Genomic DNA, 26,355 nt, shown 5'->3' on the forward strand with positions numbered 1-26,355 from the left:
AGTCAAATGACCAGTGCGCCGCGCCGGCAGCTCAAGCCGCGCCAGGTCGAGACCGTGCAGAAGCTGCTCGACGGTGGCCTGCGCCAGCTGGAGGAGGGCGGGGCCGAGGCGCTCACCATCCGCCAGGTGGCCCTGCAGGCCGGGGTCTCGCCGGCGACGGCCTACACCTACTTCTCCTCCAAGGGCCACCTCGTCACCGAGCTGTTCGTCCGGATGCTCGCCGAGGACGCCCACGAGCCCTCCGGGCGTACGCCGACCGCGCGGGTGCAGTCGGTGACCCGCCACCTCACCGATCTCCTCGAGGGCGCGCCGGCGCTCGCCGCGGCGGTGACCGTGGCGCTGCTGGGCAGCGACCCCGACGTCGACCGGTTGCGGCTCCACGTCGGTGCGGAGTTCGTCTCCCGCTTCGAGGAGGCGCTCGGTGACGCCGCCACGCCCGCGGTGCTCGAGGCGCTCACCTTCGCGTTCTCCGGGGCCCTGCTGCAGGCCGGCATGGGCCTGGTCACCTACGCCGAGCTCGGCGACCGCCTCGACGTCGTCGTCGCCACCATCCTCGAAGGGACCCTCACCCCGTGACCGCCGGGACCGCGCCGGCCACCGCGCCGATCGACTTCGACCCCTACGACTACGACTTCCACGAGGACCCCTACCCGACCTACGCGCGGCTGCGCGCCGAGGACCCGGTCCACCACGCCGCCCGCGACGACCTCTGGGTGATCTCCCGGCACGCCGACGTGTTCGCGGTGATGCGCGACGACGAGACCTACTCCAACCAGATGGGGGTCTCCCTCGACGCGTCCGCCTGGACCGCCGAGGCCCACCGGGTGATGTCCTTCCTCGCCCTCGACGGCGCCGCCCAGAGCCGCATCCGGCGGCTCGTCTCGCGCGCCTTCACACCCCGCCGGGTGCGGGAGCTGACCCCGAACGTCCAGGCGCTGACCGACCACTACCTCGACCGCACCCTCGCCGCCAACGCAGAGCACGGCGAGGCCGACTGGATCGGCGACTTCGCCGGCCGCCTGCCGATGGACGTCATCTCGGAGATGATGGGCGTGCCGCAGGCCGACCGCGACGAGGTACGCCGACTGGCCGATCTCACGGTCCACCGGGAGGCCGGCGTACGTGACGTGCCGGAGGCGGGGGTCGCGGCGTCGATGGAGCTGTTCACCTACTTCGGCGACATGGTCACGCGCCGGCGCGGGCAGCCGACCGAGGACCTCACCTCCGCGCTGCTCGCCGCCGAGATGGAGGGCGACCGGCTCCGTGACGGCGAAGTCATCGCGTTCCTCTTCCTCATGGTCGTCGCCGGCAACGAGACCACCACCAAGCTGCTCGGCAACGCGCTGCACCACCTCGCGGCCCATCCCGAGCAGCAGCGCGAGGTGTTCGCCGACCCCGCCGAGCCCGAGGCGTACGTCGCGCCGTGGGTGGAGGAGACGCTGCGCTTCGACACCTCCAGCCAGATGCTCACGCGCTACGTCGTGCACGACACCGAGCTGTCCGGCACGGCGGTCCCGGCCGGCGCCAAGGCGCTGATCCTGCTCGGCTCGGCCAACCGCGACGAGCGGGTGTTCACCGACCCGACGCGCTACGACATCCACCGCGACCGCAGTGAGCTCGCCGAGAGCCTCAGCTTCGGCACCGGTCGCCACTTCTGCCTCGGCGCCAACCTCGCCCGGCTGGAGGCCAAGGTGGTGCTGACCGAGCTGGTACGCCGCGTCTCCGGCTTCGAGGTCCACGCCGACCGCGCCGAGCGGGTCCACTCGACCAGCGTGCGCGGGTTCGCCCGCCTGCCGGTGAGCTTCACCGAGCGGAGCGCGTGATGGGCAAGTACGAGCAGCCCGAGCGCCGCCCGGCGATCGTCGCCGGCGCCTCCTCGGGCATCGGCGCGGCGACCGCCCGCGCCCTCGCCGCCGCGGGGCACCCGGTGGCACTGGGCGCACGGCGTACCGACCTGTGCGAGGAGCTCGCGACCGCCGTCCGTGCCGAGGGTGGTGAGGCGGTCGCCCACCGGCTCGACGTGGTCGAGGAGGAGTCCGTGGCGGAGTTCGTCGCGAAGGCCACCGCGGACCACGGCGAGCCCGAGGTCGTCGTGTGCAACGCCGCACTGGTGCGGCCCGGCGTCACCCACGAGGTCGCCACCGAGCGCTTCGCGCACGAGGTCGACGTCAACCTCCTCGGCGCCCATCGGCTGGTGCGGGCACTGGTCCCGGGCATGGTCGAGCGTCGTCGCGGCGACATCGTCTTCGTCTCCTCCGACGTCGCGGTGCGGGCGCGGCCCTTCATGTCGGCCTACAGCGCCAGCAAGTGGGGCCTGGAGGGGATGGTCCACGCCCTGCAGATGGAGCTGGAGGGCACCGGGGTCCGTGCCTCCATCGTGCGGCCCGGCCCCACCTGGAGCGAGATGGGCACCGACTGGGACGACGCGGCTGCCGCGGACGTGCTGAACGAGTGGGTCCGGTTCGGGCTCGCCCGGCACCCGCACTTCCTCAAGGCCACGGCGATCGCGGACGCCATCACCGCGGTCGTCGCCGCACCCCGCGGCGTCCACCTCAGCCCGGTGGACGTCAACCCCGAAGCACCCCTACGGGAGGACTGACCATGGTCTCGACAGGCTCGACCAACGGACGCGGCACGACCAACGAACGCGCCACGACCAACGAACGCGCCACGACCAACGGACGCGGCACGACGGCCGCGGACCGGCTCGCCGGGATCCCGGAGGTGTCGCGCCCGGTCGACGACTGGGGCGCCGACGTCCCCGACATCATCAAGGGCACCGGCCACCTGCCGGAGATGCGCCTGGACCCCATCGGGCTCTTCGAGCGCGTCCGGGAGGAGTGCGGCGACATCGGCCGGTTCCGGCTCGCCGACTCCGACGTGGTGCTGGTGACCGGCGCCGAGGCCAACGAGGCGTTCTTCCGCGCGCCGGACGACGTGCTCGACCAGGCCGCGGCGTACCCCTTCATGACGCCGATCTTCGGCAAGGGCGTCGTCTTCGACGCCAGCCCCGAGGAACGCCAGCAGATGCTGAAGAACCAGGCACTGCGCGGCGAGATGATGCGCGGCCACGCGCAGACCATCGAGGCCGAGATCCGCCGGATGGTCGCCGACTGGGGCGAGGAGGGCGAGATCGACCTGCTCGACTTCTTCGCGGAGCTGACCATCTACACCACCTCGGCGTGCCTGATCGGCAAGCCGTTCCGCGAGGAGCTCGACAGCAGCTTCGCGCAGCACTACCACGAGCTGGAGCGCGGCACCGACGCCATCGCCTACGTCGACGCGTACGCCGACCTGGACAACTTCCGCCGTCGCGACGCCGCCCGGGTCCAGCTGGTCGAGCTGGTGCAGGCCATCATCGACCGCCGCCGGGCGCGGGGGACGGTGCCCAAGGAGGAGCGCGACCTCCTCGACGTGCTGATCAGCATCGACATGGACGCCGACACCGTCACCGGCATCTTCATCTCGATGATGTTCGCGGGCCACCACACCAGCAGCGGCACCGCGTCGTGGGCGATGATCGAGCTGATGCGCCATCCCGAGGTGATGGCCGACGTCGTGGCCGAGCTCGACGAGCTCTACGCCGACCCCGAGGGGACCGGTGCCGTGGAGGTCTCCTTCCAGGCGCTGCGCTCGATCCCGGTGCTCGAGGCCGCGCTGAAGGAGACACTGCGGCTCCACCCGCCGCTGGTCATCCTGATGCGACTGGTGCAGCAGGAGTTCGAGCTGCTCGGCCAGCAGATCCCCGCCGGCACCCTGATCGCCGCCTCGCCGCGGGTGTCCAACCGCATCGAGGCGGACTTCCCCGACGCGAGTTCCTTCGACCCGGGGCGCTACATCGACTCCCGGCAGGAGGACCTGCAGAACCGCTGGACCTGGATCCCCTTCGGCGCCGGCAAGCACCGCTGTGTGGGCAACGCCTTCGCGATGATGCAGATGAAGGCGATCTTCTCGGTGATCCTGCGCGACTTCACCTTCGAGCCGGCCCAGCCCGTCGACTCCTACCGCGACGACTTCTCCAAGATGGTCATCCAGCTGCAACAGCCCTGCCGGGTCCGCTACCGCCGGAGGGCCGGCCGGTGAGGGTCGTCGCCGACGTCGACATCTGCCAGGGCCACCAGCTCTGCCAGGGCGAGGCACCCGACGTGTTCGGCTTCGACGAGGACGCCGACGTGGTGGTCGTCCTCGACGAGCACCCGGACGAGGCGCGGCGTACCGACGTCACCCAGGCGGTCAAGTACTGCCCCGCCTTCGCACTCTCACTGGAGGAAGACCGATGAGCATGACCCGCGACGAGATCGAGGAGTTCTGGGACTCCTGGCTCGACATCAACCGTGAGGCCGAGCGGCTGGGCGACTGGCGCCCGATGGCGCAGTGGTACGCCGAGGACGCCAGCTACGGCTGGATGTACTCCGTCGACGAGCACTTCATGGCCGTGGGCCGGGACCAGATCCGCGACTGGGCCATCGGCATCGAGATGGACGGCTTCGACGGCTGGCACTACGACTACCAGGCCACCGTGATCGACGAGAGGAACCAGATGATCGTCGGTTTCTGGAAACAGCGCTCGGGGATCCTCGACGACGACGGGCAGGAGTACGAGATCCTCGGCATCGGCGGGTCGTGGTTCGGGGTCGAGCGACAGACCAGCGGCGCCGATGCGGGTGAGATCAAGATCGCCTGGCAGCGCGACTGGTTCGACATGCCCTCGACCGCCCACACCTTCATGCAGATCCTCGCCGCCGACAAGGCGCCGCCGACGCTGCTGGACCGGATGAAGGTCACCGGCCACGACGTGCCCGGCCACTACCACTTGGCCGACATCCCCTCCCCGGTGTGGCCGCCCCCGGTCGAGGCCGGGGAGTACCGCACCCAAGGGTCCGCCCCGGTGGCCGAGACCCGGGAGACCCGATGAACACGCCGCAGGCGCAACAGCTCGTCGACGGCAAGCTGGGCGCCGCCAGCGACCGGGCGACGTACCCGATCCTCGACCCGGCGACCGGGCGCGAGATCGGCGTCGCGCCCGACAGCACCGCCGAGGACGTCGACGCCGCGATCGCCGCCGCACGGCGTGCCTTCGACGAGACCGAGTGGTCCACCGACACCGGGCTCCGGGTGCGTTGCCTGCGGCAGCTGCACCGGGCGCTGCTCGACCACGCAGATGACTTCCGCGCCCTGACGACCGCGGAGGTGGGGATGCCGTCGTTCATGATGGGGGCAGCCGGGTTCGACGTCCCCGTCGGGGGCCTGGCGTGGATGACCGACCTCGCCGAGCGCTACGAGTACGAGACCGACCTCGGGGTCGCCGAGCCGATGGGCATCCCGACCCGGCGGACCGTACGCCGCGAGGCGGTCGGCGTTGTTGCCGCCATCACGCCGTGGAACGTGCCCAACCAGATCAACCTCGCCAAGGTCGGCCCGGCCCTGGCGGCCGGCTGCACGGTCGTGCTCAAGCCGGCGCCCGACACCCCGTGGGTGGCCGCCGAGCTCGGCCGGCTCGCTGCCGAGCACACCGACCTCCCGGCGGGCGTCCTGAACGTGGTCACGCCCCGCTCGAACGAGGTCGCGGCGGTCCTCAGCAGCGACCCGCGGGTCGACATGGTGTCCTTCACCGGATCCACCGCCACCGGACGGGCGATCATGGCCGCCGCGGCGCCGACGCTGAAGCGCACCTTCCTCGAGCTGGGCGGCAAGTCCGCGGCCATCGTGCTCGACGACGCCGACGTCGGTGCGGCGGCCGGGGCGACCGCTTTCGCGGCCTGCATCCACGCTGGCCAGGGCTGCGCGCTCACGACCCGGCTGGTGGTGCCGCGGGAGAGGTACGACGAGGCCGTCGAGGTGGCCGCCGCGACGATGGCGGGCATCGGCGTGAAGGACCCCGGCGACCCGAGCGCGATCTGCGGCCCCGTCATCTCGGCCGCACAGCGCGACCGCGTCGCGGCGTACCTCGCACTCGCGGCGGAGGAGGGCGGCCGGTTCGCCACCGGCGGCCACGTCATCGACCGCGACGGCTACTGGGTCGAGCCGACCGTCGTCGCCGGCCTGGACAACACCTCCCGGCTCGCGCAGGAGGAGATCTTCGGCCCGGTGCTCGTGGTGATCCCCCACGGCGGCGACGACGACGCCGTCCGCATCGCCAACGACTCCGAGTACGGCCTCTCCGGGTCGGTCGACTCCGCCGACCTCGACCGCGCCCGCGCCGTCGCCCGCCGCATCCGCACCGGCACCCTGGCCGTCAACGGCGGCGTCTGGTTCAGCGCCGACGCCCCCTTCGGCGGCTACAAGCAGTCCGGCCTCGGCCGCGAGATGGGCGTCGCCGGCTTCGAGGAGTACCTCGAGACCAAGACGATCGCGGAGCCGGCATGAGGGGGGGAGGGATCCCCGGTTAACCGGGGATTCTCGTACTGATGAGGGATTGCAAGCCCATGGAATACCAGTTTCCCCGGTTAACCGGGGAAACCTGAGCACCCAGCAACCCGAGAGGACAGCATGAGGTTCCAGGACAAGACCGTCGTCGTGACCGGCGCGGCCCAGGGCATCGGGGAGGCGTACGCCGTGGCGCTGGCCGCGGAGGGCGCCCACGTGGTCGTGGCCGACCTCAACGAGGAGTCGGGGGAGCAGGTCGCGAAGCGGATCGGGGCCGACGGCGGCTCGGCGCGGTTCGTGCGCTGCGACGTGTCCTCGCCGGAGTCGGCGGAGGCGCTGGCAGCGGAGGCGACCGAGGCCTTCGGCGGCATCGATGCGCTGGTCAACAACGCCGCGATCTACGGCGACATGGCCTTCGACCTGCTGGTCAGCGTCGACTGGGACTACTACAAGAAGTTCATGAGCGTGAACCTCGACGGCGCACTGGTGATGACGCGGGCCTGCCTGCCGTCGATGCAGGCGCGTGGCGGCGGCGCGATCGTCAACCAGTCCAGCACCGCGGCCTACCTCTACTCCGGGTTCTACGGGCTGGCGAAGGTCGGCATCAACGGCCTCACCCAGCAGCTCGCCCACGAGGTGGGCGGCATGGGCATCCGGGTCAACGCGATCGCGCCCGGGCCGACCGACACCGAGGCGACCCGCACCCAGGCGGGCGATGCGTCCCAGGAGCTGGTCAAGAACCTCGCGCTGAAGCGGATGGGGCAGCCCCGCGACATGGTGGGAGCGTGCCTGTTCCTGCTCTCCGAGGAGGCGTCGTGGATCACCGGCCAGGTCCTCGCCGTCGACGGCGGCCAGACCTTCCGGCTGTGAGGGGGCGACGGTGACCGAGCATCCGCGACGACCGTCGGTCGACTCGGCCCGGACCCGGGTCGGCTTCGTCGGCCTGGGCAACATCGGCAAGCCGATGGCGCAGCGGCTCGCCGCCGCCGAACACGTCTCGTTGACCGTGTACGACGTCGCGCCCGGCCCGGTCGCCGAGCTCACCGAAGCCGGGGCGAGCGCTGCGGAGGACCTCGGCGACCTCGCGCGTGACGTCGACGTGGTGTGCGTGATGGTGCGCGACGACGACCAGGTGCGCGACGTGCTCGAGTCGGTGCTGGCCGGCGGTCGCGCGGGCGGGGAGCCGCTCGTGGTCGCGGTGCACTCCACGGTCGCACCCACGACGCCGGCCGACCTGGCGGACGCGGCCGCGCGGCACGGCGTACACGTCGTGGACGCTCCGGTCTCCGGTGGCCCGATGGGCGCCGCGGCCGGGACGCTGGCGATCCTGGTGGGCGGCAGCGACGAGGCGTTCGCGCGGGCCCGGCCCGCACTGGAGGTGCTGGGGGAGAAGGTCGTCCATGCCGGCGAGGTCGGCGCCGGCACCCGCTTCAAGCTCGCCCGCAACCTGCTCCACTTCGTCGCGTTCACGGCCGCGACCGAGGCCCAGCGGCTCGCCGAGGCCGCGGGGCTGGACCTCGTCGCGCTCGGGGACGTCGTCCGCCACACCGACGCGATCACGGGCGGCCCCGGCGCGATCATGCACCGCGACACCACCGCGGAGATCGAGCCGGACGACTTCTGGCACGACGTCTTCGGCCACGTCCGCGACCTGGGGGAGAAGGACCTCGGGTTCGCGTGCGCCCTCGCCGACGAGCTCGGCGTGGACGTCCCCCTGGCGCGGCTCGCCCGCGACCGCCTCGGTCCCGGCCTGGGACTGCCGTGAACGCCGCCTCGACCGACGGGAGACACCCATGACCGACAAGTTCGCCGACCTGCCCGAGCAACGCCGCCGAGGGCTGCAGAAGATGGAGCAGGTCTACGGCTTCGACATGACCGACGGCGAGGGCGACTTCTTCGGCTACACCGCCGACCACCTCTTCGGCGACGTGTGGCAGCGCGAGGGACTCTCCGACCGCGACCGCCGCCTCCTGCTGATCGGCCTGCTGGCCGGCACCGGTGGTGCCGACGTGCTCGGCATCCAGGTGCCGGCGGCGTACGCCAACGGCGAGCTGGACGCGACCGCGCTGCGCGAGATCGTCATCTTCCTTTGCCACTACGCCGGCTGGCCCCACGGAGCCCGGCTCAACCAGGTCGTCGAGGACACGATCGCGAGGGGCGACCAGTAGGCCCCGTGGGACTCGAACCCACAACCAAAGGATTAAAAGTCCTCTGCTCTGCCAATTGAGCTAGGGGCCCAGGCGGGCCAAGTATCGCAGTCACGGGCCCCGTCCGTACCGGGCCCCGGGGCCGCGGGCTCCTTCCACGCTGTCTGGTCACAACGGACCATACGGGCCGCCGTCGTTCGGCCACATCCCACGAGTTGGCGATACGGCGGCGCGTCGCAGCTCACACAATGGCCGCAATCGTGTTCATGGGATGGCGGAGACGCCGTACGGGAGAGTGGCAATGTTCCAACGACGAGCTCGGGTACGTCGGGCCGCAGTGGTCGCCGTCGCGTCGGCGACGGTGGCGCTGGGCCTCCTCCCGGCGGGGATGACGGCACCGGGGGCACAGGCGTCCGCCACGGAGACCGCGTCGGCGGCCGTGCCGCAGCAGGTGAAGCAGACGGTGGCCGCGCGCCGCGACGCGTGCGGTCGCAAGATCCGCAAGCGCAGCGGCCGTCGCTGGCGGTGCACGTTCGTGGACAACTTCTCCCGCAGCGGACAGCCGGACGAGGACAAGTGGCTCTCGGGGGAGACCCTGTGGAGCGGCTTCAGCGTCGAGGGCACCTGCATCAAGGCCGGCAAGCGCAACGTCAAGGTGCGCCGCGGCAAGATGGTCCTCAAGGCCCGCGACGAGGGCAGCTCGTTCACCTGCAAGAACCCGCTCGCCGACTTCGACACCCGCTACACCGGCGCGAGCGTCGGCACGCGCGGTCGGTTCTCCCAGGCCTACGGCCGCTTCGAGGTCCGGGCCAAGCTCCCCGCGACCAACCGGCCCGGCCTGCACGCGGCGTTCTGGCTCTATCCCACCGAGCACACCTACGGCCGGTGGCCGAACTCGGGTGAGATCGACATCGCCGAGTGGTGGTCGGGGACTCCCCGCCGGGTGCTGCCGTCGCTGCACTACCCGGGCCGCAAGTACTGGGCCGACACCGGCTGGTGGTGCCGCGTCCGCGACGTCAACAAGTTCCACACCTACGCGATCGAGTGGAACCGGCGCGTCATGCGCTTCTACCAGGACGGCCGCCAGTGCTGGAAGCGGAAGTGGCAGCCGACCGGCGTACTCGAGGCGCCGCAGCCCTTCGACCACCCCTTCAACATTGCGCTCACGATGGCGGTGGACAACAGTGGCGGCAGGAATGGGGTCACGGCGCGCACCAAGCTCCCCGCGAAATTCGTGATCGACCACGTCAAGGTGTGGAAGTGATGTCCGCGCGCCGGGGCCGTCACGATCTCGGGAAGGACGGTGTGGCGTGATGGCCACGATGAGGCAACGAAGCGCCCGGCGACTGGCGATCGGTGCGGGAAGTGCCCTGCTGGTCGCGCTCGGACTGCTGCCGGGCTCACCGGCCGCACAGGCAGAAACGGTGCCGCGCGTCGTACCCCGGGCCGCCGCGCCTGCGGCCGCCGACGCCTGCGGCGCGATCCTCGGCAAGCCCGAGGGCGGCACCTGGTCGTGCACGTTCGTCGACCACTTCGCCGGCAACGGGCAGCCCGTGGACGACAAGTGGCTCGCCGGTGAGACCCGCTGGAGCGGCTTCCGCGTCGACCAGACCTGCATCAAGGCGGGCCGCCCGAACGTCGCGCTGCGCCGCGGCACCATGGTCCTCACCGCCCGGGACGAGGGGGCGCCGTTCACCTGCCGGAGCCCGCTGGGTGACTTCGACACCCGCTACACCGGCGCCAGTGTCGGCACCCGTGGTCGCTTCTCCCAGACCTACGGCCGCTTCGAGATCCGGGCCAAGCTGCCCGACACCGACCAGACCGGCCTGCATGCGGCGTTCTGGCTCTACCCCAACGAGCACACCTACGGCCGCTGGCCGCACTCCGGCGAGATCGACATCGCGGAGTGGTGGTCCGGCTCGCCGACCACCGTGCTGCCCTCGCTCCACTACTCCGGCCGCACCTACTGGGGTGACAGCGGCTGGTGGTGCAGCATCGCCGACGTCAGCAAGTACCACACCTACGCCGTGGAGTGGACGCCGCAGGAGATGCGCTTCTACCAGGACGGCCAGCAGTGCTGGACCCGCACGTGGCAGCCCGACAGTCCACTCGTCGCCCCGCAGCCCTTCGACCACCCCTTCAACATCGCGCTCACGATGGCGGTGGACAAGGAGACCGGCAACAACGCCGTGGGTCCGCACACCGACCTGCCGGCGGAGTTCGTCATCGACTACGTCAAGGCCTGGCAGTAGTCGGTGAGAAAGTTGCGCCGCGAAGGGTTGGAATCCCCGCGGCGTTGATAGTCTCACCCTCGCAACGGATGCAAGTTCCACCGGTATGACGCCTGCGGAGTCTTGTGGCCGACGGCGTATCTGCTTCGTGGTCTCCATCCACGGGTCGGAGCGACGAGTCATCGCATCCGTTGTGGGCCGCCGAGGTGGCGGCTCTCGCCCCGACACGAGGAGTAACGAGCAACATGGCTCAGGGCACCGTCAAGTGGTTCAGCGCCGAGAAGGGCTTCGGCTTCATCGAGCAGGAGGGTGGCGGAGACGACGTCTTCGTCCACTACTCGGCGATCCAGTCCCAGGGTTACAAGACCCTGGAGGACAACCAGAAGGTCGAGTTCGACGTCACCCAGGGCCCCAAGGGCCCGCAGGCGGAGAACGTCGTTCCCCTCTGAGGTTCCTCGAACCGCACTTCACGCGAGGCCCCGTCCGCACGGACGGGGCCTCGTGCCTTTTGTGCCGGGGCGCCCGGCCTTGAACGGATACCCATGGGGGGTATAGTGGTGGCATGACACAGGAGGAGCACCAGTACGGCTACCTGGCACGCAAGGACGCCCATCTCCGACGGTTGCGCCGGATCGAGGGGCAGGCCCGCGGCCTGCAGCGGATGGTCGAGGAGGAGAAGTACTGCATCGACATCCTGACCCAGGTCTCGGCGATGACCAGTGCCCTGCACTCCTTCTCGATGTCGCTGCTCGAGGAGCACATGGCCTCCTGCGTCGTCGACGCCGCACGAGCCGGCGACGCCGAGGCCGAGGAGAAGATCACCGAGGCCGTCGCTGCCATCCAGCGACTCGTGAAGTCCTGAGACCCGAGGAGCCACCCATGAGCATGACCAGCACCTGGCACGTCACCGGCATGACCTGCGAGCACTGCGCCGCCTCGGTCCGCGAGGAGGTCGGCGAGCTCGCGGGCGTCGAGCAGGTCGACGTCACCGTCGAGACCGGCACCGTCGTGGTGACCAGCGCGGACCCGATCGCGCGTGTCGACGTCGACGCCGCGGTGACCGAGGCGGGCTACACCCTTGAGTGAGACCACGCGCCCTGCCGCCCACGACGCGGAGCAGGCCCACGAGCTCGACCTGACGGGCATGACCTGCGCCTCCTGTGCCAACCGGATCGAGCGCAAGCTCAACAAGCTCGACGGCGTGACCGCCACGGTCAACTACGCCACCGAGCGCGCGTCCGTCACCACCGTCGACGGCGTACCCCTCGACCGACTGGTCGATACCGTCGAGGCCGCGGGGTACGGCGCGACCGTGCGCACCGCGGAGGAGACGCCCGGGGCGAGCGACGAGGTCGGCGCGCTGCGTCGGCGGCTGACGGTCTCGGCGATCCTGAGCGTGCCGGTCATCGTGCTGGCGATGCTGCCGCCGCTGCAGTTCACTGGGTGGCAGTGGGTCTCCTTGGTGCTCGCGACGCCGGTCGCGGTGTGGGCGGCGGCGCCCTTCCACCGCGCCGCCTGGACCAACCTGCGCCACGGCGCCACCACGATGGACACCCTGGTCTCGGTCGGCGTCACCGCCGCCTTCGGTTGGTCGCTGGTCGCGCTGTTCTTCGGCAGCGCCGGCGAGCTGGGCATGAGCCACGGCTTCGACCCCTTCGTCGGCTTCCGCGACGGGCCGAGCGACGGACTCGACAACGTCTACCTCGAGGTCGTCGCGGGCGTCACCACCTTCCTGCTCGCCGGCCGCTACTTCGAGAAGCGCGCCAAGCAGCGCGCCGGCGACGCCCTGCGCTCACTGGCCGACCTGGGCGCGCGCGAGGTCGCCGTACTCCGTGACGGACTGGACGGGCCCGAGACCCTGATCGCCCCGGAGCAGCTCGGCGTGGGAGACCACTTCGTCGTCCGGCCGGGGGAGAAGGTCGCCACCGACGGCCGGGTCGTCGCCGGGTTCTCCGCGGTCGACCAGTCGCTGCTGACCGGTGAGTCGGTGCCGGTCGAGGTCCGCGAGGGGGACGACGTCGTCGGCGGTGCCGTCAACGCCACCGGCCGTCTCGTCGTCCGCGCCGACCGCGTCGGCAGCGACACCCACCTGGCGCAGCTCGCGCGACTCGTCGAGGAGGCCCAGGCGGGCAAGGCCAACGCCCAGCGCATCGCCGACCGGGTGTCGTCCTACTTCGTGCCCGCCGTGATCGGGCTGGCGCTCGTCACTCTCGCCGGGTGGCTGCTGGCCGGCCAGGGAGCGGCCGTCGCGCTGACCGCCGCCGTCGCGGTGCTGATCATCGCCTGCCCGTGTGCGCTCGGCCTGGCGACGCCCACCGCCCTGATGGTCGGCACCGGCCGCGGTGCCCAGCTGGGCCTGCTCGTGCGGGGGCCGGAGGCACTCGAGGCCACCCGCGGGATCGACACCATCGTGCTGGACAAGACCGGCACCGTGACCCGCGGCGAGATGACGCTGGTCGACGTCGTCGCCGCGCCCGGGGAGGACGCCGACACGGTGCACCGCCGCGCCGCGCAGCTCGAGGCCGCCTCCGAGCACCCCATCGCCCGCGCCATCGCCGCCGGGCACGTCGCGGGCGGCGTCACCGGGTTCACCAACCACGAGGGGCTCGGTGTGCGGGGCCGCGTCGAGGACGAGGACGTCGTCGTCGGGCGTCCCGCCCTGCTCGACGACCTCGGCTGGTCCGTGGCCGGCGAGGTCACCGACGCGGTCGAGGCCGCCCGCGCCGACGGTGCGACGCCGGTCGTCGTGGGGTGGGCCGGGCACGCCCGGGGCGTCGTCGTGGTCGCCGACACCGTCAAGCCCGAGGCCGCCGAGGCGATCGGTCGACTGCGCGACCTCGGCCTGGAGCCGATGCTGCTCACCGGCGACAACGAACGTGCGGCACGAGCCGTCGCCGCCGAGGTCGGCATCGATCAGGTGATCGCCGACGTACTCCCCGCCGACAAGGTGCGCGTGGTGCGCGACCTCCAGGAGCAGGGCCGATCGGTCGCGATGGTCGGCGACGGCGTCAACGACGCGGCCGCCCTCGCACAGGCCGACCTCGGCATCGCGATGGGCGCCGGCGCCGACGTCGCGCGCGAGGCCAGCGACCTGACCATCACCCACGGCGACCTCCGTGGCGCTGCGGACGCGGTCCGGCTCGCGCGGCGTACGCTCCGCACCATCCACGGCAACCTGTTCTGGGCGTTCGGCTACAACGTGGCCGCCCTGCCGCTGGCCGCCGCCGCCCTGCTCAGCCCGATGCTCGCCGGCGCCGCCATGGCGCTCTCCTCGGTCTTCGTGGTGAGCAACAGCCTGCGGTTGCGCCGGTTCCGCTGACTCAGGTGGATAGTCCCTGACGAAAAGCACCTCCGGAGGCCGGTTTCGGGTGCTTTTCGTCAGGGACTATCCGACGGTCGCTGTGGATAACGAATCGCACCGTTGAGGACCGCGAGTGAGCCGCGCAGGGTGCGGTCATGGAAGAGGCTCCTCATCGCGGTCTGGTACGACCGGTCCGCATTGACCCGACGGGGGCCGACGGACCGACGCGTGGACAGGCGCGAGGTCCTCGCTGGCGTCAGACCAGTCACGGCTTCTACGTCCCGGCCGCGGTCGATGCTGCGAATGTCGACCAACGCATCCTCGAGGCCTCCGTCGTCGTGCCGACCGGATGCGCCATCACGGGGTGGGCGGCGCTGAGATGGCTGGGTGGTGTGTGGTTCACCGGTGGTGGCGCTCGAACCAAGCCGGTGACCATCCTCGTCGGCACGCAGGACATCCGCCCGCAACCCGGTATCCAACCGTGCGGCGAAGGTGTGAGCCGCCACGACATCGTCGTCGTGGATGGGATCCCCGTCACGGTGCCGGCTTGGTCGGTGGTCCACAGCATGCGGCGGTCCACCGACCGGCGGGAGGCCGTCGCGGCGCTCGACATGGCGGCGTACTCCGATCTCGTCTCGCTCGCCGAAGCAAGCGAGGTCATCGGGCGCCAGTCCGGATGGACCGGTGTCCCGCAGGCGCGATGGGCACGTGACCACGGGGCGGAGAACTCATGGTCACCGGCCGAGACTCGTATGGGCCTGGTCTGGGAGCTCGACGGCGGGCATCCGCCTCCCCTGCACAACCAACCCTTGTTCGACCGGACGGGCCGCCACATCGGTACGCCGGACCTCGTCGATCCGGTGGCCGGGGTCGTGGGGGAGTACGACGGCGCCCACCACCTCGAGCCTGACCAGCGGGTCACCGACGTCAACCGAGACGCCGCCTTCCGGGCCCACGGCCTCGAGGCGGTCACGTGGCTGGCGGGTGATCCGCAGGGGAGCTTCCTCCGTCGCTTGGACGCGGCGTACCGACGCGCTGGGGCCACCGGTGCCCAGCGGCGCACGTGGACGATCGTTCCACCTGCGTGGTGGACGTCCACGGCCACGGTGGAGCAGCGGCGGGCGCTCAGCGCGGCCGAGCGTGCTCGCTTCCTGAGGTACCGCGCGGCCTGACCTGGTAGTGCCTGACGAAGAGCACCTCCGGACGCCGGTTTCGGGTGCTTTTCGTCAGGGACTATCTCGCCGGGCCGACCTCAGCAGGTCGCGAACAGCACCGGTCCGCTGGAGAGGTCGGAGAGGACGTAGGAGCCCTCGGTCGGGGCCAGCTCCATGCGGACGACGTTGCCGCGGGCCGAGACCTCGCCGAGCCGGAAGCGGTCCGGGAAGGTGCCGCCCTGGCCCGGGGCGTCGCCGGCGGCGAGGGTGGAGCGGGTGTCGGCGTCGGTGCGTGCCTGGTCGTCGGACTCGAAGGCCATCGCGACCCGCACGGCGTCCCCCGGGAGCGCGGCCATGCCGTAGCCCCGCAGCGGATGGATCTCACCGGCGTCGGCGATGAGCTGGTCGGCACGGGCGTTGTCGGCGCCGTCGGCCTGGCTCATCGCCAGCTCCCCGCACGCCTGGTCGCCGGTGTAGACCACCGCAGAGAGCGCCCGGACCTCGTCATAGGCACCCACGACGTCGGCGACGCCCTCGTCGACGTCGTCCTCGCGCAGCTCCTCGTCCCACTGCGCGAGGTACGCCGCCACCTCGCTCGTCGCGACGACCCCGGCGTCCTCGTCGACCCGCACGCTGCCCACCTCCGGCGGCAGGCCGAGCTCGGCGAGCTCGCCCTCACCGGCCTGCCAGGTGCCGCCCTCCTCGTCGGGCTCGACGTAGCCCGCCGCGCGCAACCGCTCCCGGAACGCCTCGTAGTCGAAGTCCTCGCCCGGACCGAGGAGCACCACCTGGCCGTCGACGGCCTGGGCGAGCAGCTCCCACTCCAGGTCGGCGGGGGAGAGGTCCCACTGCTCCTGCAGCGCGGTCGCCGAGGTGAGGACCGCCGAGGTCGAGGTGAGGTCCGCGTCGTACCCGCGGTCGAGGAACGCCTCGACCTCCTCCGGGCCCGCGCCGGTGAGGTCGGCGCCGAGCTCCTCCCGCACGCCGGACCAGTCGGTCCAGCTCAGCCGCTGGCTGTCGCCGGGCGCCAGCGCGACCGCGGTCGCCAGCCGGGAGTCCTGCTGCCACGCCTGCCAGGCGAGGACGCCGCCACCGAGGACCACCGCAAGGATCGCGCCGATGACGATCGTGCGACGTTTGGATGTCATCTCGGGTGGCTCTCCCTGTCCTGCGGGTCGGGATGTGACACTAGCGCGCGTGTCCCGCAACCGTGCCGCTGTCCGGGCTGCCGGCGTCGTTGCCTTCCGGCCGGGTCGTGAGGTCCTGGTGGTCCATCGTCCCAAGTACGACGACTGGTCCTTCCCCAAGGGCAAGGTCGAGCGGGGCGAGCACCTCGCGGTGACCGCGGTCCGCGAGACCGCCGAGGAGACCGGCCTCCACGTGCGGCTGGGGGCACCCCTGCCGCAGCAGCAGTACCGCGCCAAGGGCCGCCCCAAGACGGTCGACTACTGGACCGCACGCGTGGTCGGCGACGACGACGTGTCCGGCTACGAGCCCAACGACGAGATCGACGACGTCGCCTGGGTGCCGCTCGCCGAGGCGCCCGACCGGCTCACCTACGACCAGGACCGCGAGACGCTCGCCGCGGCCGCTGCGCAGCGGCGCAAGACGCGCGCCCTGGTCGTGCTGCGCCACGGCCAGGCGCGGTCCCGCAAGGCGTGGTCCGGCGACGACCGCCAGCGTCCCCTGCTGCAGCGGGGCCACGGGCAGGCCGACCGGGTCGTCCCGCTCCTCGCGGCGTACGACGTCACCCGCGTGGTCACCTCCTCCAGCGTGCGCTGCCGGCAGACGGTGGCGCCGTACGCCGAGATGACCGGCTGGGATCCCCTCGCGCTGGACAGCCTGAGCGAGGAGGACGCGGACCTGGACGGGCTGACCGCGGTGATCACCGACCTGGTCGACCAGAAGACGGGGGCCGTGGTCTGCACGCACCGTCCGGTGCTGCCGCTGGTCTTCGACGCGCTGGGCCTGCGCAAGAAGCACCGGGCCGAGGACCTCTCCCCGGCGGAGATGCTCGTGGTGCACCTCCGCAAGGGGCGGGTGGTCGCGGTGGAGCGGCACGCCCCCTGACCCCGTGACGGGCCTCACGGCTGATCGTGAAACGTCTCGACTCCGTTCACCGCTCGTTCACCCGTCGCGGGCTGTCCGGTCACTTCGGCTGCCCAGACTCCTGAATGTCCGTACTTCTGCGACATCAGGAGACATGAAGTGAAGAGTATTTCCACCCGCCGCGCCCTGGTGCCCGGTATTGCAGCCCTCGCGCTCGGCCTGACGGCCTGCGGTGGCGACTCCGGTGGCGGCGCCAGCGAGGAGGCCGCTGACCTCTCCGGCTCCCTCAACATCGGCGGTGCCTCCTCCCAGGAGTCCGCCCAGAGCGCCTGGATCGTCGGCTTCGGTGAGGCCGCTCCCGGCGTCACCGTGAACTACGACCCGACCGGCTCCGGCACGGGTCGCGAGAACTTCGTCTCGGGCGGCTTCCCGATCGCCGGCTCCGACGCCTACCTGACCGACGACGAGGGCGAGCTCTCCGGTGCGCAGGAGCAGTGCGGCGGCGAGGTCATCGAGGTCCCGAACTACGTCTCGCCCATCGCGGTCATCTTCAACGTCGAGGGCGTCGACGAGCTCAACCTGACCCCCGAGGCCGTCGCGGGCATCTTCGCCGGCAAGATCACCAAGTGGAACGACCCGGCGATCGCGGACAGCAACCCCGACGCAGACCTGCCCAACGCCAAGATCACCCCGGTCCACCGCTCGGACGACTCGGGCACCACCGAGAACTTCACCGACTACCTGGACGCGGTCGCCGCGGACGCGTGGGACTTCGGTGTCGTCGAGACCTGGCCGACCAAGGCCGGCGGTGAGGCCGGGCAGGGCACCAGCGGTGTCGTGCAGGTCGTGACCGAGACCAGCAACACCATCGGGTACGCCGACGCCAGCCAGGCCGGCGGCCTCGGCCAGGCCAACGTGGGCGTCGGTGGCGAGTTCGTGGCCCCGAGCTCGGAGGCTGCGGCGAAGATCCTCGAGGTCTCCCCGCGCGTGGAGGACCGTGGCGAGATGGACCTCGCCTTCGACCTGGACCACACCACGACCGAGGGTGGCACCTACCCGATCGTGCTGACCTCCTACCTGTTGGCCTGCCCGACGTATGAGGACCAGAACACGGCCGACATGGTGAAGGCCTACATGGACTACATCGTCTCCGACGACGGCCAGGCGATGGCCGAGAGCGAGGCCGGCTCGGCCCCGCTCGCCCCTGCGCTGCAGGAGGAAGTCCAGGGCATCATCGAGCAGATCTCGGCCGGCTGACCGACCTGACACACTGACCGGGGTGGGCGCCGGGGCAACCCGGCACCCACCCCGCAGGTCCACCCCCACCCGACGACGGAGGACTTGGCGTGAGCGCCATCGCGGATCCACCAGCAGCAGAGCTCGCCGACGGCAACCGCCGTGTCGGCGATGCCGTCTTCAGCAGGGCCGCCCTGATCGGCGCCCTGCTCGTCATCGTTTTCCTCGCCGGTGTCGGCGCCTTCCTGGTGATCCAGGGCATGCCGGCGCTGGGCGCCGAGGACGAGCAAGTGTGGGACAAGGACAACCTGTGGGGCCTGGTCGGTCCGCTGTTGTTCGGCACGGTGCTCGCCTCGATGATCGCCATGGTGATCGTCGCGCCGCTCGCCGTGGGCCTGGGCCTGGTGATCTCCCACTACGCGCCCCGCCGGCTGGCCAAGCCGGTCGGCTTCCTCGTCGACCTGCTGGCCGCGGTGCCCAGCGTGGTGTTCGGCCTGTGGGGCGCCTTCATCCTCGCGCCCTACCTCCAGCCGCTGCACCAGTTCCTGGTCGACTACTTCGGCTGGATCCCCCTCTTCGACGGGCCGGCGAGTGCGACCGCCCGCACGATCCTCACCGCTGGCGTCGTGCTGGCCCTGATGGCGCTGCCGATCGTCACCGCCATCATGCGCGAGGTCTTCGCGCAGACCCCGAGCGCCCACGAGGAGGCCGCCCTCGCGCTGGGCGCCACCCGCTGGGAGATGATCAAGCTCGCGGTCTTCCCCTACGCCCGCTCCGGCATGGTCGCCGCCCTGCTGCTCGGCCTCGGTCGCGCGCTGGGCGAAACCATGGCGGTGGCCATGGTGCTCTCGACGACCGGTGTCATCGTGAGCTTCGACATCGTCTCCAGCGAGAACTCCAACACCATCGCCGCGTTCATCGCGAACTCCTTCAAGGAGGCGTCCGGCCTGAAGATCAACGTGCTGATCTTCTGCGGTCTGGCGCTCTTCGTCCTGACCTTCCTCGTCAACTTCATCGGTCGCTGGGTGGCCACCCGCGGCGTCGCGAAGGCCTGATCTGATGACCAACACCCTCCCCTCCGAGTCCAGCGGCGGCGTCGACACCCTCGACCCCGCCAGCTCCCTCCTCCACGACCCCAACGCCCGTCACGGCCGGTTGCCGCGGCTGGCGGTCCCGCTCGCGGCCGGCATCGCGCTGGCCGCCGGCTTCCTGGTGTCGCTGGTCCTGGGCCAGGGCATCGCCACCGCGGTGGGCATCGCCTGGGTCCTGTTCGTCGTCGGGTTCCCGCTGTGGACCCGCGCCGTCGAGGGCAAGCGCGCCGCCACCGACCACTTCGCCGGCACCTTGATGTGGACGGCGTTCGTGCTGGCGATGATCCCGCTGGTCAGCCTGACCGTCACCGTGGTCGTCAAGGGCGCCCCGGTCATCACCCCGGAGTTCCTCTCCACCGACATGACCGGCCGTGCGCTGCTCGGCGAGGGCGGCGGCATCGTCCACGCCATCATGGGCACCATCCTGGTAACGGTCTGCGCCGCGATCATCGCGATCCCGATCGGCCTGTTCACCGCGATCTGGCTGGTCGAGTACGGCCCCGGCACCAAGCTGGCCTCGGTCATCACCTTCCTCGTCGACGTCATGACCGGCATCCCCTCGATCGTGGCGGGCCTCTTCGCGCTGGCCCTGTTCAAGGTGCTGCTGGGCGAGGAGCTGCCCCGCATCGGCATCGGCGGCGGCCTCGCGCTCGCACTGCTGATGGTGCCGACCGTGGTGCGCTCGGTCGAGGAGATGCTCAAGCTGGTCCCCGACGAGCTGCGGGAGGCGTCGTACGCGCTGGGCGTGCCGAAGTGGCGCACCATCGTGAAGGTGGTCCTCCCCACCGCGGTCGCGGGCATCGTGACCGGCGTGACGCTCTCGATCGCGCGCGTCGCCGGTGAGACGGCGCCGCTGCTGCTGATCCTGGGCACCGCGCGGAGCGTCAACTGGAACCCGTTCGACGGTGCGGTGCAGACGCTGCCGGTCTTCATCTACCAGTCGCTCTCGCAGACCTCGCACTTCAAGTACGGCGAGATCTGGGAGGACCGCGTCTGGGGGGCGGCGTTCACCCTGATCTTCATCGTGATGACCCTGAATGTCCTGGCCCGCGTCGTGGGCAAGGTCTTCGCACCCAAGACCGGCAAGTGACCCGGCGACACCAACGAGTCCAAGGAATCAACTGACATGGCGAAGAGCATCGACGTCTCGGACCTGAACATCTACTACGGGGACTTCCTCGCGGTCGAGGGCGTCAACATGTCCATCAAGGCACGCTCGGTGACGGCGTTCATCGGCCCCTCCGGGTGTGGCAAGTCGACCTTCCTGCGGTCGCTGAACCGAATGCACGAGGTGATCCCGGGCGCCCGCGTGGAGGGCAAGGTCGTCGTGGACGGCGTGGACCTCTACGACCCCACGATCGACCCGGTCGCCGTACGCCGCCAGATCGGCATGGTCTTCCAGCGGCCCAACCCGTTCCCGACGATGTCGATCTACGAGAACGTGCTGGCCGGCAACCGCCTCAACGCCAAGCGGATGAAGAAGGACGAGGCGGACTCGGTGGTCGAGCGCTCGCTCAAGGGCGCGAACCTCTGGACCGAGGTCAAGGACCGCCTCGACAAGCCCGGTGCCGGCCTGTCCGGCGGCCAGCAGCAGCGGCTCTGCATCGCCCGCGCCATCGCGGTCGAGCCGGAGGTGCTGCTGATGGACGAGCCCTGCTCGGCGCTGGACCCGATCTCCACCTCGGCGATCGAGGACCTGATCCACGAGCTCAAGGACAGCTACACCGTCGTCATCGTCACCCACAACATGCAGCAGGCGGCCCGTGTCTCCGACGACACCGGGTTCTTCAACCTGCGCGCGACCGGGGAGCCCGGCCAGCTGGTCGAGTTCAACCCGACGACGAAGATGTTCGCCAACCCGGACCAGGAATCGACGGAGGCCTACATCTCCGGTCGCTTTGGGTGAGCCGTAGTGGCGCCGAGGAACGCGGTGCCGCGCAGGCGAGCCCCGCAGGCCGAACCCCGATGAGCAGGCGGGCGAGCCGGGTGGACGCCACGGCGTCGCCCCGTGCCACGTCGGTCCGTGCCTACCTCCACCGGTGGGCGGAGGCCGCCGGTGCCCACGTGCTCGTGGTCGACCCGAGCGAGGACCACGACGGGCTCGAGACGGCGATGGCCGGCCGTGGCGTTCACGTGACCTGGGTGGGCACCACGACGGAGGGGCTCATCGAGTTCGGCCGCCTCGATCCGCACGTGGTGGTGGTCGCCGCGGACAGCGAGCGCGGCGCCACGCTGGAGTTCGTCACCACGGTGGCCGAGCGGGGGACGGCGTACGTCGTCATCGGGGTGTGCTCCGATGCCGCGGCCGAGGCGGGTGAGCTGATGCTGCTGGGTGCGCACGCGGTCGTGTCACGGCCGTACGTGCCCGAGGAGCTGGTCGACGTGCTCGACCGCGCACCGCGGGCGCTCGACGACCACGCGTGCGTGCGGTTCGGCCCCATCGAGCTGGACGCGGGCTCCTACAGCGTCCGGGTGGGGGAGAGCCGGATCGGTGACCTGCCGCTGAAGGAGTTCGAGCTGCTCCGGGCGTTGCTGCTGGCGGCCCCCGAGGTGGTCACCGACGACGCCCTGCGGGCGGCCCTGTGGGGCCCGGCCGGCAAGCGCCCGAGCGGCAACACCATCGCGATGCACGTGACGCGGCTGCGGCACCGGCTGGAGGGGACCGCGGCCATCCGCCGCATCCGGGGACGGGGCTACTCGCTCACCCTGTGAGCACCGGTGCTGGTGGTCTCGACGCGACGGCGCTCGTTCCTCGCGCCGTCGGCTCGACCAGCAAGGCTTCGATCTGGGGGGGCAGCGGGAGCGCGGTCGCTTGGTGGTCGAGCCGCGAGCGCCGGCGAGCGTGTCGAGACCCCTAGACGCCGGAGACCAGGTGGAGGATCTCGTAGCAGCCCCAGGCGGCGAGGGCGGCCATGGGGAAGGTCAGCACCCACGCGGTGACGATCGAGCGGGCCACGCCCCACCGCACCGCGGAGAGGCGCTTGGTGGCGCCGACGCCCATGACGGCCGAGGTGATCGTGTGCGTGGTGGAGATCGGCGCCTCGACGGCGTACGCCGTGGTGTAGAGCACGCTGGCCGCGACCGACTCCGCGGCGAATCCCTGCGGCGGGTCCAGGTCGATGATGCGGCGGCCCAACGTGCGCATGATCCGCCACCCGCCGGCCCAGGTGCCGAGCGAGATCGCGGCCGCGGCGGAGAAGATCACCCACAGCGGCAGGTCGTCGCTGGCGCCGGCGTAGCCGCCGGTGACCAGGGCGAGGAAGATGACGCCCATCGTCTTCTGCGCGTCCTGCAGGCCGTGGCCGAGCGCCATGGCCGCCGCTGACATGGTCTGCATGATGCGGAAGCCCTGGTTGGCCTTGCCGGGGCTGGCCTTGCGGAAGAGCCACATGATCGCGAACATCACCGCAGCACCGAGACCCATGGCCACGATCGGCGAGACGATCATCGGGATCAGCACCTTGCCGACCACGGCGTCCCACTCGACGAAGTCGGTGCCCAGGCCGCCGATCGCCGCACCGACCAGGCCGCCGATGAGGGCGTGCGAGGAGGAGGACGGCATGCCGAAGTACCAGGTGATGATGTTCCAGATGATGGCGCCGAGCAGTCCGCCGGCGACCACGATCAGGCCGTGGTTGTCCTGGTCGGGCTTGATGACCTCACTGACGGTCTGGGCGACCTTCTGGCCCAGGAACGCGCCGACGAAGTTCATCACCGCTGCCAACGCCAGGGCGACGCGCGGCGTGAGCGCACGGGTGGACACCGAGGTCGCGATGGCGTTCGCTGCGTCGTGGAAGCCGTTGGTGTAGTCGAACACCAGCGCGATCACGACGACCGCGATGACGATCGCGAGGGTCAGGGTCACCGATCAGCCTTCTTTGACGGCGATCTGCTCGACGGTGTTGGCCACCTGCTCGAAGGCGTCGATGGCGCTCTCGAGCGCCTCGATGACGTCCTTGAGCTTGAGCACCGTCAACGTGTCGTACTCACCGGAGAACAACTTGGCCAGGGCACGCCGGTGGTTGCGGTCGCCGGCGTTCTCGAGACGGTTGATCTCGATCCAGTAGTCCTCCAGCGACTTCGTCGACCGCAGGCGGGGCATGGCCTCCGCGGTGAGTGACGCGCACTGCTGGAGCAGCTGGACCTGCTCGGAGCACTCCGGCGGCAGCACGTGGACCTCGTAGAGCAGCATCAGGTCGACGGCCTCGTCCATCAGGTCCATGACGTCGTCGAGCCCGCCGCCGAGGGCGTAGATGTCCTCGCGGTCGAACGGCGTCACGAAGGTCTTGTTGACCTTGCGGACCAGCTCGTGGGTGGTCTCGTCGGCCTCGTGCTCGGCCTCGCGCATGCGCTGCGCGATGCCCTCACGGTCCGCTCCGTCAGCCAGCATCTCCGCCAGGATGTCCGCACCGAGGACGAGGTGCTGGGCGGCTGTGGAGAACAGCTCGTAGAACGATTGGTCGACCGGTCGCAGGCGCAGGCCCAAGATGAACTCCTGGTGAGGCGGAGACGAACGGAACTCATGCTAGGTGAGGGGTGCGCACAACCAGGAACTCGGCCGCTCGTCGAGTCGACCAGTCGGTCTCGGTCAGCCCGTCTTGCGACGCTTCCGCTGGCGTGCGATCAGCGTCTCCTGCAGGTGCCGAGTACCGCGGACGCGGTGCCAGTTGCCGTCGGCACTGAGGTCCCAGGCCTCGGTCTCGGGGTCGAAGCCGAGGTCGAGCAGCCGGCCGACCTCCTTGGTCGCGGAGGCACCGGGGAGGCGCACCAGGACCTCGACGCGGCGGTCGAGGTTGCGGTGCATCATGTCCGCCGAGCCGATCCAGGCGACCGGCTCGCCGCCGCCGGCGAACCAGAAGACCCGGCTGTGCTCGAGGAAGCGGCCGAGGACCGAGCGGACCGTGATGTTCTCCGACAGTCCGGGGACGCCGGGCCGCAGCGCGCAGATGCCGCGGATCCACAGGTCGACCTTCACCCCCTCGCAGGAGGCGAGGTAGAGCGCGTCGATCATCTCCTCGTCGACGATGGAGTTGGCCTTGATCCGCACGTGGCCCTCGCCCCCGGCGCGCTGGTGCTCGATCTCGCGGTGCACCTGCTCGATGAGACCGCTGCGGACGGTGTCCGGCGCGACCAGCAGCTCGTCGTACGTCGCCCCGCGCGACCAGCCGCTGAGGTTGTTGAACAGGTGCGCCACGTCCTCGGCGACGTCCTGGTTGGTGGTCAGCAGGCCCAGGTCCTCGTACAGCCGCGAGGTCTTGGGGTTGTAGTTGCCGGTGCCGATGTGGGTGTAGAGACGGATGCCCTCGGGCTCGTCGCGCACCACCAGTGACAGCTTGCAGTGGGTCTTGAGGCCCACCAGGCCGTAGACGACGTGGCAGCCGGCCTCCTCCAGCTTGCGGGCCCAGGTGATGTTGGCCTGCTCGTCGAAGCGTGCCTTGATCTCGACCAGCACCAGCACCTGCTTGCCGGCCTCGGCGGCGTCGATGAGGGCGTCGATGATGGGGGAGTCGCCCGAGGTGCGGTAGAGGGTCTGCTTGATCGCCAGCACGTGCGGGTCGGCGGCCGCCTGCTCGATGAAGCGCTGCACCGAGGTGGCGAACGAGTCGTAGGGGTGCTGGAGGAGTACGTCGTGGCGCCGGATGGCCTTGAAGACGTCGACCGGGGCGGCGGACTCCACCTCGGCGAGCTGGGTGTGGGTGCTGGGCACGAAGGCGGGGTACTTCAGCTCCTCGCGGCCCAGGTCGGCGATGCTGTGCAGGCCGCGCAGGTCCAGCGGGCCGGAGAGCTGGAAGACCTCCTCCTGGGCCACGTCGAGCTCGGAGACGAGCAGCTCGAGGATCTCGGCCGGCATCGACTCCTCGACCTCGAGGCGGACCGGCGGGCCGAACTTGCGGCGCAGCAGCTCCTTCTCCAGGGCGGCGAGGAGGTTCTCGGCGTCGTCCTCCTCGACCTCGACGTCCTCGTTGCGGGTGACGCGGAAGGTGTGGGCCTCCAGCACCTCCATGCCCGGGAAGAGCCGGTCCATGTGGGCGCCGATGACGTCCTCGAGGGGGACGAAGCGGTCGTTGCCCAGTGCCACGAAGCGGTCGAAGTTCGGCGGCACCTTCACGCGGGCGAAGTGCTCCTTCTCCGTCAGCGGGTTGCGCAGCGTGACGGCGAGGTTGAGCGACAGCCCCGAGATGTAGGGGAAGGGGTGGGCCGGGTCGACGGCCAGCGGCGTCAGCACGGGGTAGACGCGGTCGCGGAAGAGCCGCGAGCTGGACTCCTGCTCCTCGCTGGTGAGCCCGGACCACCGCACGACCTCGATGCCCTCCTCCGAGAGCAGCGGAGCGACCTGCTCGCGGAAGGTGCGGGCCTGGCGCTGCATCAGCTCGCGGCTGAGGGTCCAGATCGACTCGAGGATGTCGCGCGGCATCTTGCCCGACGCGGCACGCACTGCCAGCCCGGTGGCGATGCGTCGCTTGAGGCCGGCGACGCGCACCATGAAGAACTCGTCCAGGTTGCTGGTGAAGATGGCCAGGAACCGTGCCCGCTCCAGCAGCGGGAGGTCGGGGTCCTCGGCGAGCTCGAGGACGCGCTCGTTGAACCGGAGCCAGGACAGCTCACGGTCCAGGAACCGGCCCTCGGTCTCGGCGATGTGGTGCGCCGCGGTCTCCGCTGCACCGGTCTCCTCGACGGTGCCGCCGGCCGGCGCGTCGTCGTCGGGGGAGTCGGGCAGCGAGTGCAGCGTCATGGGTCGGATTCTTCCATCGACCGGTGAACGGGCGGTGAAGTCGGAGC

Annotated in this window: 27 protein-coding genes and 1 tRNA gene; 23 read left to right on the plus strand and 5 right to left on the minus strand. The window is 70.8% G+C overall.

The window, feature by feature from the left end; translation table 11 throughout:
* Window positions 1-6: 6 nt before the first annotated feature.
* From KUV85_RS16435 to KUV85_RS16480, 10 genes are all read left to right on the plus strand, one after another.
* On the plus strand, window positions 7-576 hold the full coding sequence (locus KUV85_RS16435; protein WP_219960963.1) for a TetR/AcrR family transcriptional regulator: 570 nt from the start codon (window positions 7-9) through the stop codon (window positions 574-576).
* Window positions 573-1,823, plus strand: coding sequence for a cytochrome P450 (locus tag KUV85_RS16440; protein WP_219960964.1), 1,251 nt, complete (start codon window positions 573-575; stop codon window positions 1,821-1,823). The genes KUV85_RS16435 and KUV85_RS16440 overlap by 4 nt, the downstream gene beginning before the upstream one ends.
* Entirely contained in the window at window positions 1,823-2,599 is a 777-nt protein-coding gene (locus KUV85_RS16445) for an SDR family oxidoreductase (protein ID WP_219960965.1), read from the plus strand. Before KUV85_RS16440 ends, KUV85_RS16445 begins: the two co-directional genes overlap by 1 nt.
* A 2-nt stretch (window positions 2,600-2,601) precedes the next feature.
* Complete coding sequence (locus KUV85_RS16450) at window positions 2,602-4,083, plus strand: cytochrome P450 (RefSeq protein ID WP_219960966.1); 1,482 nt, start codon at window positions 2,602-2,604, stop codon at window positions 4,081-4,083.
* The gene (locus tag KUV85_RS16455; protein ID WP_219960967.1) at window positions 4,080-4,280 is read left to right on the plus strand and encodes a ferredoxin; all 201 of its coding nucleotides are present in this window, start codon (window positions 4,080-4,082) and stop codon (window positions 4,278-4,280) included. Before KUV85_RS16450 ends, KUV85_RS16455 begins: the two co-directional genes overlap by 4 nt.
* The gene (locus tag KUV85_RS16460) at window positions 4,277-4,915 is read left to right on the plus strand and encodes a hypothetical protein (RefSeq protein WP_219960968.1); all 639 of its coding nucleotides are present in this window, start codon (window positions 4,277-4,279) and stop codon (window positions 4,913-4,915) included. Before KUV85_RS16455 ends, KUV85_RS16460 begins: the two co-directional genes overlap by 4 nt.
* Window positions 4,912-6,366 carry an aldehyde dehydrogenase gene (locus KUV85_RS16465; RefSeq protein ID WP_219960969.1) on the plus strand — a complete coding sequence of 485 codons (1,455 nt, stop codon included), beginning with the start codon at window positions 4,912-4,914 and terminating at the stop codon, window positions 6,364-6,366. The genes KUV85_RS16460 and KUV85_RS16465 overlap by 4 nt, the downstream gene beginning before the upstream one ends.
* A 123-nt stretch (window positions 6,367-6,489) precedes the next feature.
* Window positions 6,490-7,236 (plus strand): SDR family oxidoreductase, encoded by a 747-nt coding sequence (locus KUV85_RS16470; protein WP_219960970.1) that lies wholly within the window; start codon window positions 6,490-6,492, stop codon window positions 7,234-7,236.
* 10 nt (window positions 7,237-7,246) lie between these two features.
* Window positions 7,247-8,131, plus strand: a complete 885-nt coding sequence (locus tag KUV85_RS16475) for an NAD(P)-dependent oxidoreductase (protein WP_219960971.1) — start codon at window positions 7,247-7,249, stop codon at window positions 8,129-8,131.
* A gap of 28 nt (window positions 8,132-8,159) precedes the next feature.
* A complete protein-coding gene (locus KUV85_RS16480; RefSeq protein ID WP_219960972.1) occupies window positions 8,160-8,534 on the plus strand; it encodes a carboxymuconolactone decarboxylase family protein in 375 nt (124 codons plus the stop codon).
* Here the strand turns inward: KUV85_RS16480 and KUV85_RS16485 are convergent.
* Window positions 8,532-8,604 (minus strand) — tRNA-Lys (locus KUV85_RS16485). The genes KUV85_RS16480 and KUV85_RS16485 overlap by 3 nt on opposite strands.
* A gap of 210 nt (window positions 8,605-8,814) precedes the next feature.
* On the opposite strand from KUV85_RS16485, the gene KUV85_RS16490 reads away from it, so the two are divergent.
* The 7 genes from KUV85_RS16490 (at window position 8,815) to KUV85_RS16520 (ending at window position 15,217) form a co-directional block, all read left to right on the plus strand.
* Entirely contained in the window at window positions 8,815-9,777 is a 963-nt protein-coding gene (locus tag KUV85_RS16490; RefSeq protein ID WP_219960973.1) for a glycoside hydrolase family 16 protein, read from the plus strand.
* A 49-nt stretch (window positions 9,778-9,826) separates the two neighbouring features.
* The gene (locus tag KUV85_RS16495; RefSeq protein ID WP_219960974.1) at window positions 9,827-10,765 is read left to right on the plus strand and encodes a glycoside hydrolase family 16 protein; all 939 of its coding nucleotides are present in this window, start codon (window positions 9,827-9,829) and stop codon (window positions 10,763-10,765) included.
* A gap of 224 nt (window positions 10,766-10,989) precedes the next feature.
* Entirely contained in the window at window positions 10,990-11,193 is a 204-nt protein-coding gene (locus KUV85_RS16500; RefSeq protein WP_219960975.1) for a cold-shock protein, read from the plus strand.
* Between the two features lie 113 nt (window positions 11,194-11,306).
* Window positions 11,307-11,606: a metal-sensitive transcriptional regulator gene (locus KUV85_RS16505; protein ID WP_219960976.1), complete on the plus strand. Its 300-nt coding sequence runs from the start codon at window positions 11,307-11,309 to the stop codon at window positions 11,604-11,606.
* 17 nt (window positions 11,607-11,623) lie between these two features.
* A complete protein-coding gene (locus KUV85_RS16510; protein WP_237690164.1) occupies window positions 11,624-11,830 on the plus strand; it encodes a heavy-metal-associated domain-containing protein in 207 nt (68 codons plus the stop codon).
* A gap of 58 nt (window positions 11,831-11,888) precedes the next feature.
* Window positions 11,889-14,063: a heavy metal translocating P-type ATPase gene (locus KUV85_RS16515; RefSeq protein ID WP_237690310.1), complete on the plus strand. Its 2,175-nt coding sequence runs from the start codon at window positions 11,889-11,891 to the stop codon at window positions 14,061-14,063.
* Window positions 14,064-14,200: 137 nt separating this feature from the next.
* Window positions 14,201-15,217 carry a hypothetical protein gene (locus KUV85_RS16520; protein WP_219960978.1) on the plus strand — a complete coding sequence of 339 codons (1,017 nt, stop codon included), beginning with the start codon at window positions 14,201-14,203 and terminating at the stop codon, window positions 15,215-15,217.
* Window positions 15,218-15,297: 80 nt separating this feature from the next.
* On the opposite strand, the gene KUV85_RS16525 is transcribed toward KUV85_RS16520, so the two are convergent.
* Complete coding sequence (locus tag KUV85_RS16525; RefSeq protein WP_219960979.1) at window positions 15,298-16,347, minus strand: hypothetical protein; 1,050 nt, start codon at window positions 16,345-16,347, stop codon at window positions 15,298-15,300.
* Window positions 16,348-16,396: 49 nt separating this feature from the next.
* On the opposite strand from KUV85_RS16525, the gene KUV85_RS16530 reads away from it, so the two are divergent.
* From KUV85_RS16530 to KUV85_RS16555, 6 genes are all read left to right on the plus strand, one after another.
* The gene (locus tag KUV85_RS16530; protein WP_219960980.1) at window positions 16,397-17,269 is read left to right on the plus strand and encodes an NUDIX hydrolase; all 873 of its coding nucleotides are present in this window, start codon (window positions 16,397-16,399) and stop codon (window positions 17,267-17,269) included.
* A 138-nt stretch (window positions 17,270-17,407) separates the two neighbouring features.
* Complete coding sequence (locus KUV85_RS16535; protein WP_219960981.1) at window positions 17,408-18,505, plus strand: phosphate ABC transporter substrate-binding protein PstS; 1,098 nt, start codon at window positions 17,408-17,410, stop codon at window positions 18,503-18,505.
* An 89-nt stretch (window positions 18,506-18,594) separates the two neighbouring features.
* Window positions 18,595-19,539 carry a phosphate ABC transporter permease subunit PstC gene (gene pstC, locus KUV85_RS16540; RefSeq protein ID WP_219960982.1) on the plus strand — a complete coding sequence of 315 codons (945 nt, stop codon included), beginning with the start codon at window positions 18,595-18,597 and terminating at the stop codon, window positions 19,537-19,539.
* A 4-nt stretch (window positions 19,540-19,543) separates the two neighbouring features.
* Entirely contained in the window at window positions 19,544-20,665 is a 1,122-nt protein-coding gene (gene pstA / locus KUV85_RS16545; protein WP_219960983.1) for a phosphate ABC transporter permease PstA, read from the plus strand.
* Window positions 20,666-20,701: 36 nt separating this feature from the next.
* Window positions 20,702-21,481 (plus strand): phosphate ABC transporter ATP-binding protein PstB, encoded by a 780-nt coding sequence (gene pstB / locus KUV85_RS16550; protein WP_219960984.1) that lies wholly within the window; start codon window positions 20,702-20,704, stop codon window positions 21,479-21,481.
* A gap of 59 nt (window positions 21,482-21,540) precedes the next feature.
* The gene (locus KUV85_RS16555) at window positions 21,541-22,287 is read left to right on the plus strand and encodes a response regulator transcription factor (RefSeq protein WP_219960985.1); all 747 of its coding nucleotides are present in this window, start codon (window positions 21,541-21,543) and stop codon (window positions 22,285-22,287) included.
* Between the two features lie 142 nt (window positions 22,288-22,429).
* Here the strand turns inward: KUV85_RS16555 and KUV85_RS16560 are convergent, their stop codons facing one another.
* The 3 genes from KUV85_RS16560 to KUV85_RS16570 form a co-directional block, all read right to left on the minus strand.
* Entirely contained in the window at window positions 22,430-23,434 is a 1,005-nt protein-coding gene (locus KUV85_RS16560; RefSeq protein ID WP_237690311.1) for an inorganic phosphate transporter, read from the minus strand.
* Window positions 23,435-23,443: 9 nt separating this feature from the next.
* Window positions 23,444-24,061, minus strand: coding sequence for a DUF47 domain-containing protein (locus KUV85_RS16565; RefSeq protein ID WP_219960987.1), 618 nt, complete (start codon window positions 24,059-24,061; stop codon window positions 23,444-23,446).
* 102 nt (window positions 24,062-24,163) lie between these two features.
* Window positions 24,164-26,308 carry an RNA degradosome polyphosphate kinase gene (locus KUV85_RS16570; protein ID WP_219960988.1) on the minus strand — a complete coding sequence of 715 codons (2,145 nt, stop codon included), beginning with the start codon at window positions 26,306-26,308 and terminating at the stop codon, window positions 24,164-24,166.
* Between the last annotated feature and the right edge of the window lie 47 nt (window positions 26,309-26,355).

The organism is Nocardioides panacisoli, assembly GCF_019448235.1.
In the GTDB taxonomy this organism is placed as follows: Bacteria; Actinomycetota; Actinomycetes; order Propionibacteriales; family Nocardioidaceae; genus Nocardioides; species Nocardioides panacisoli_A.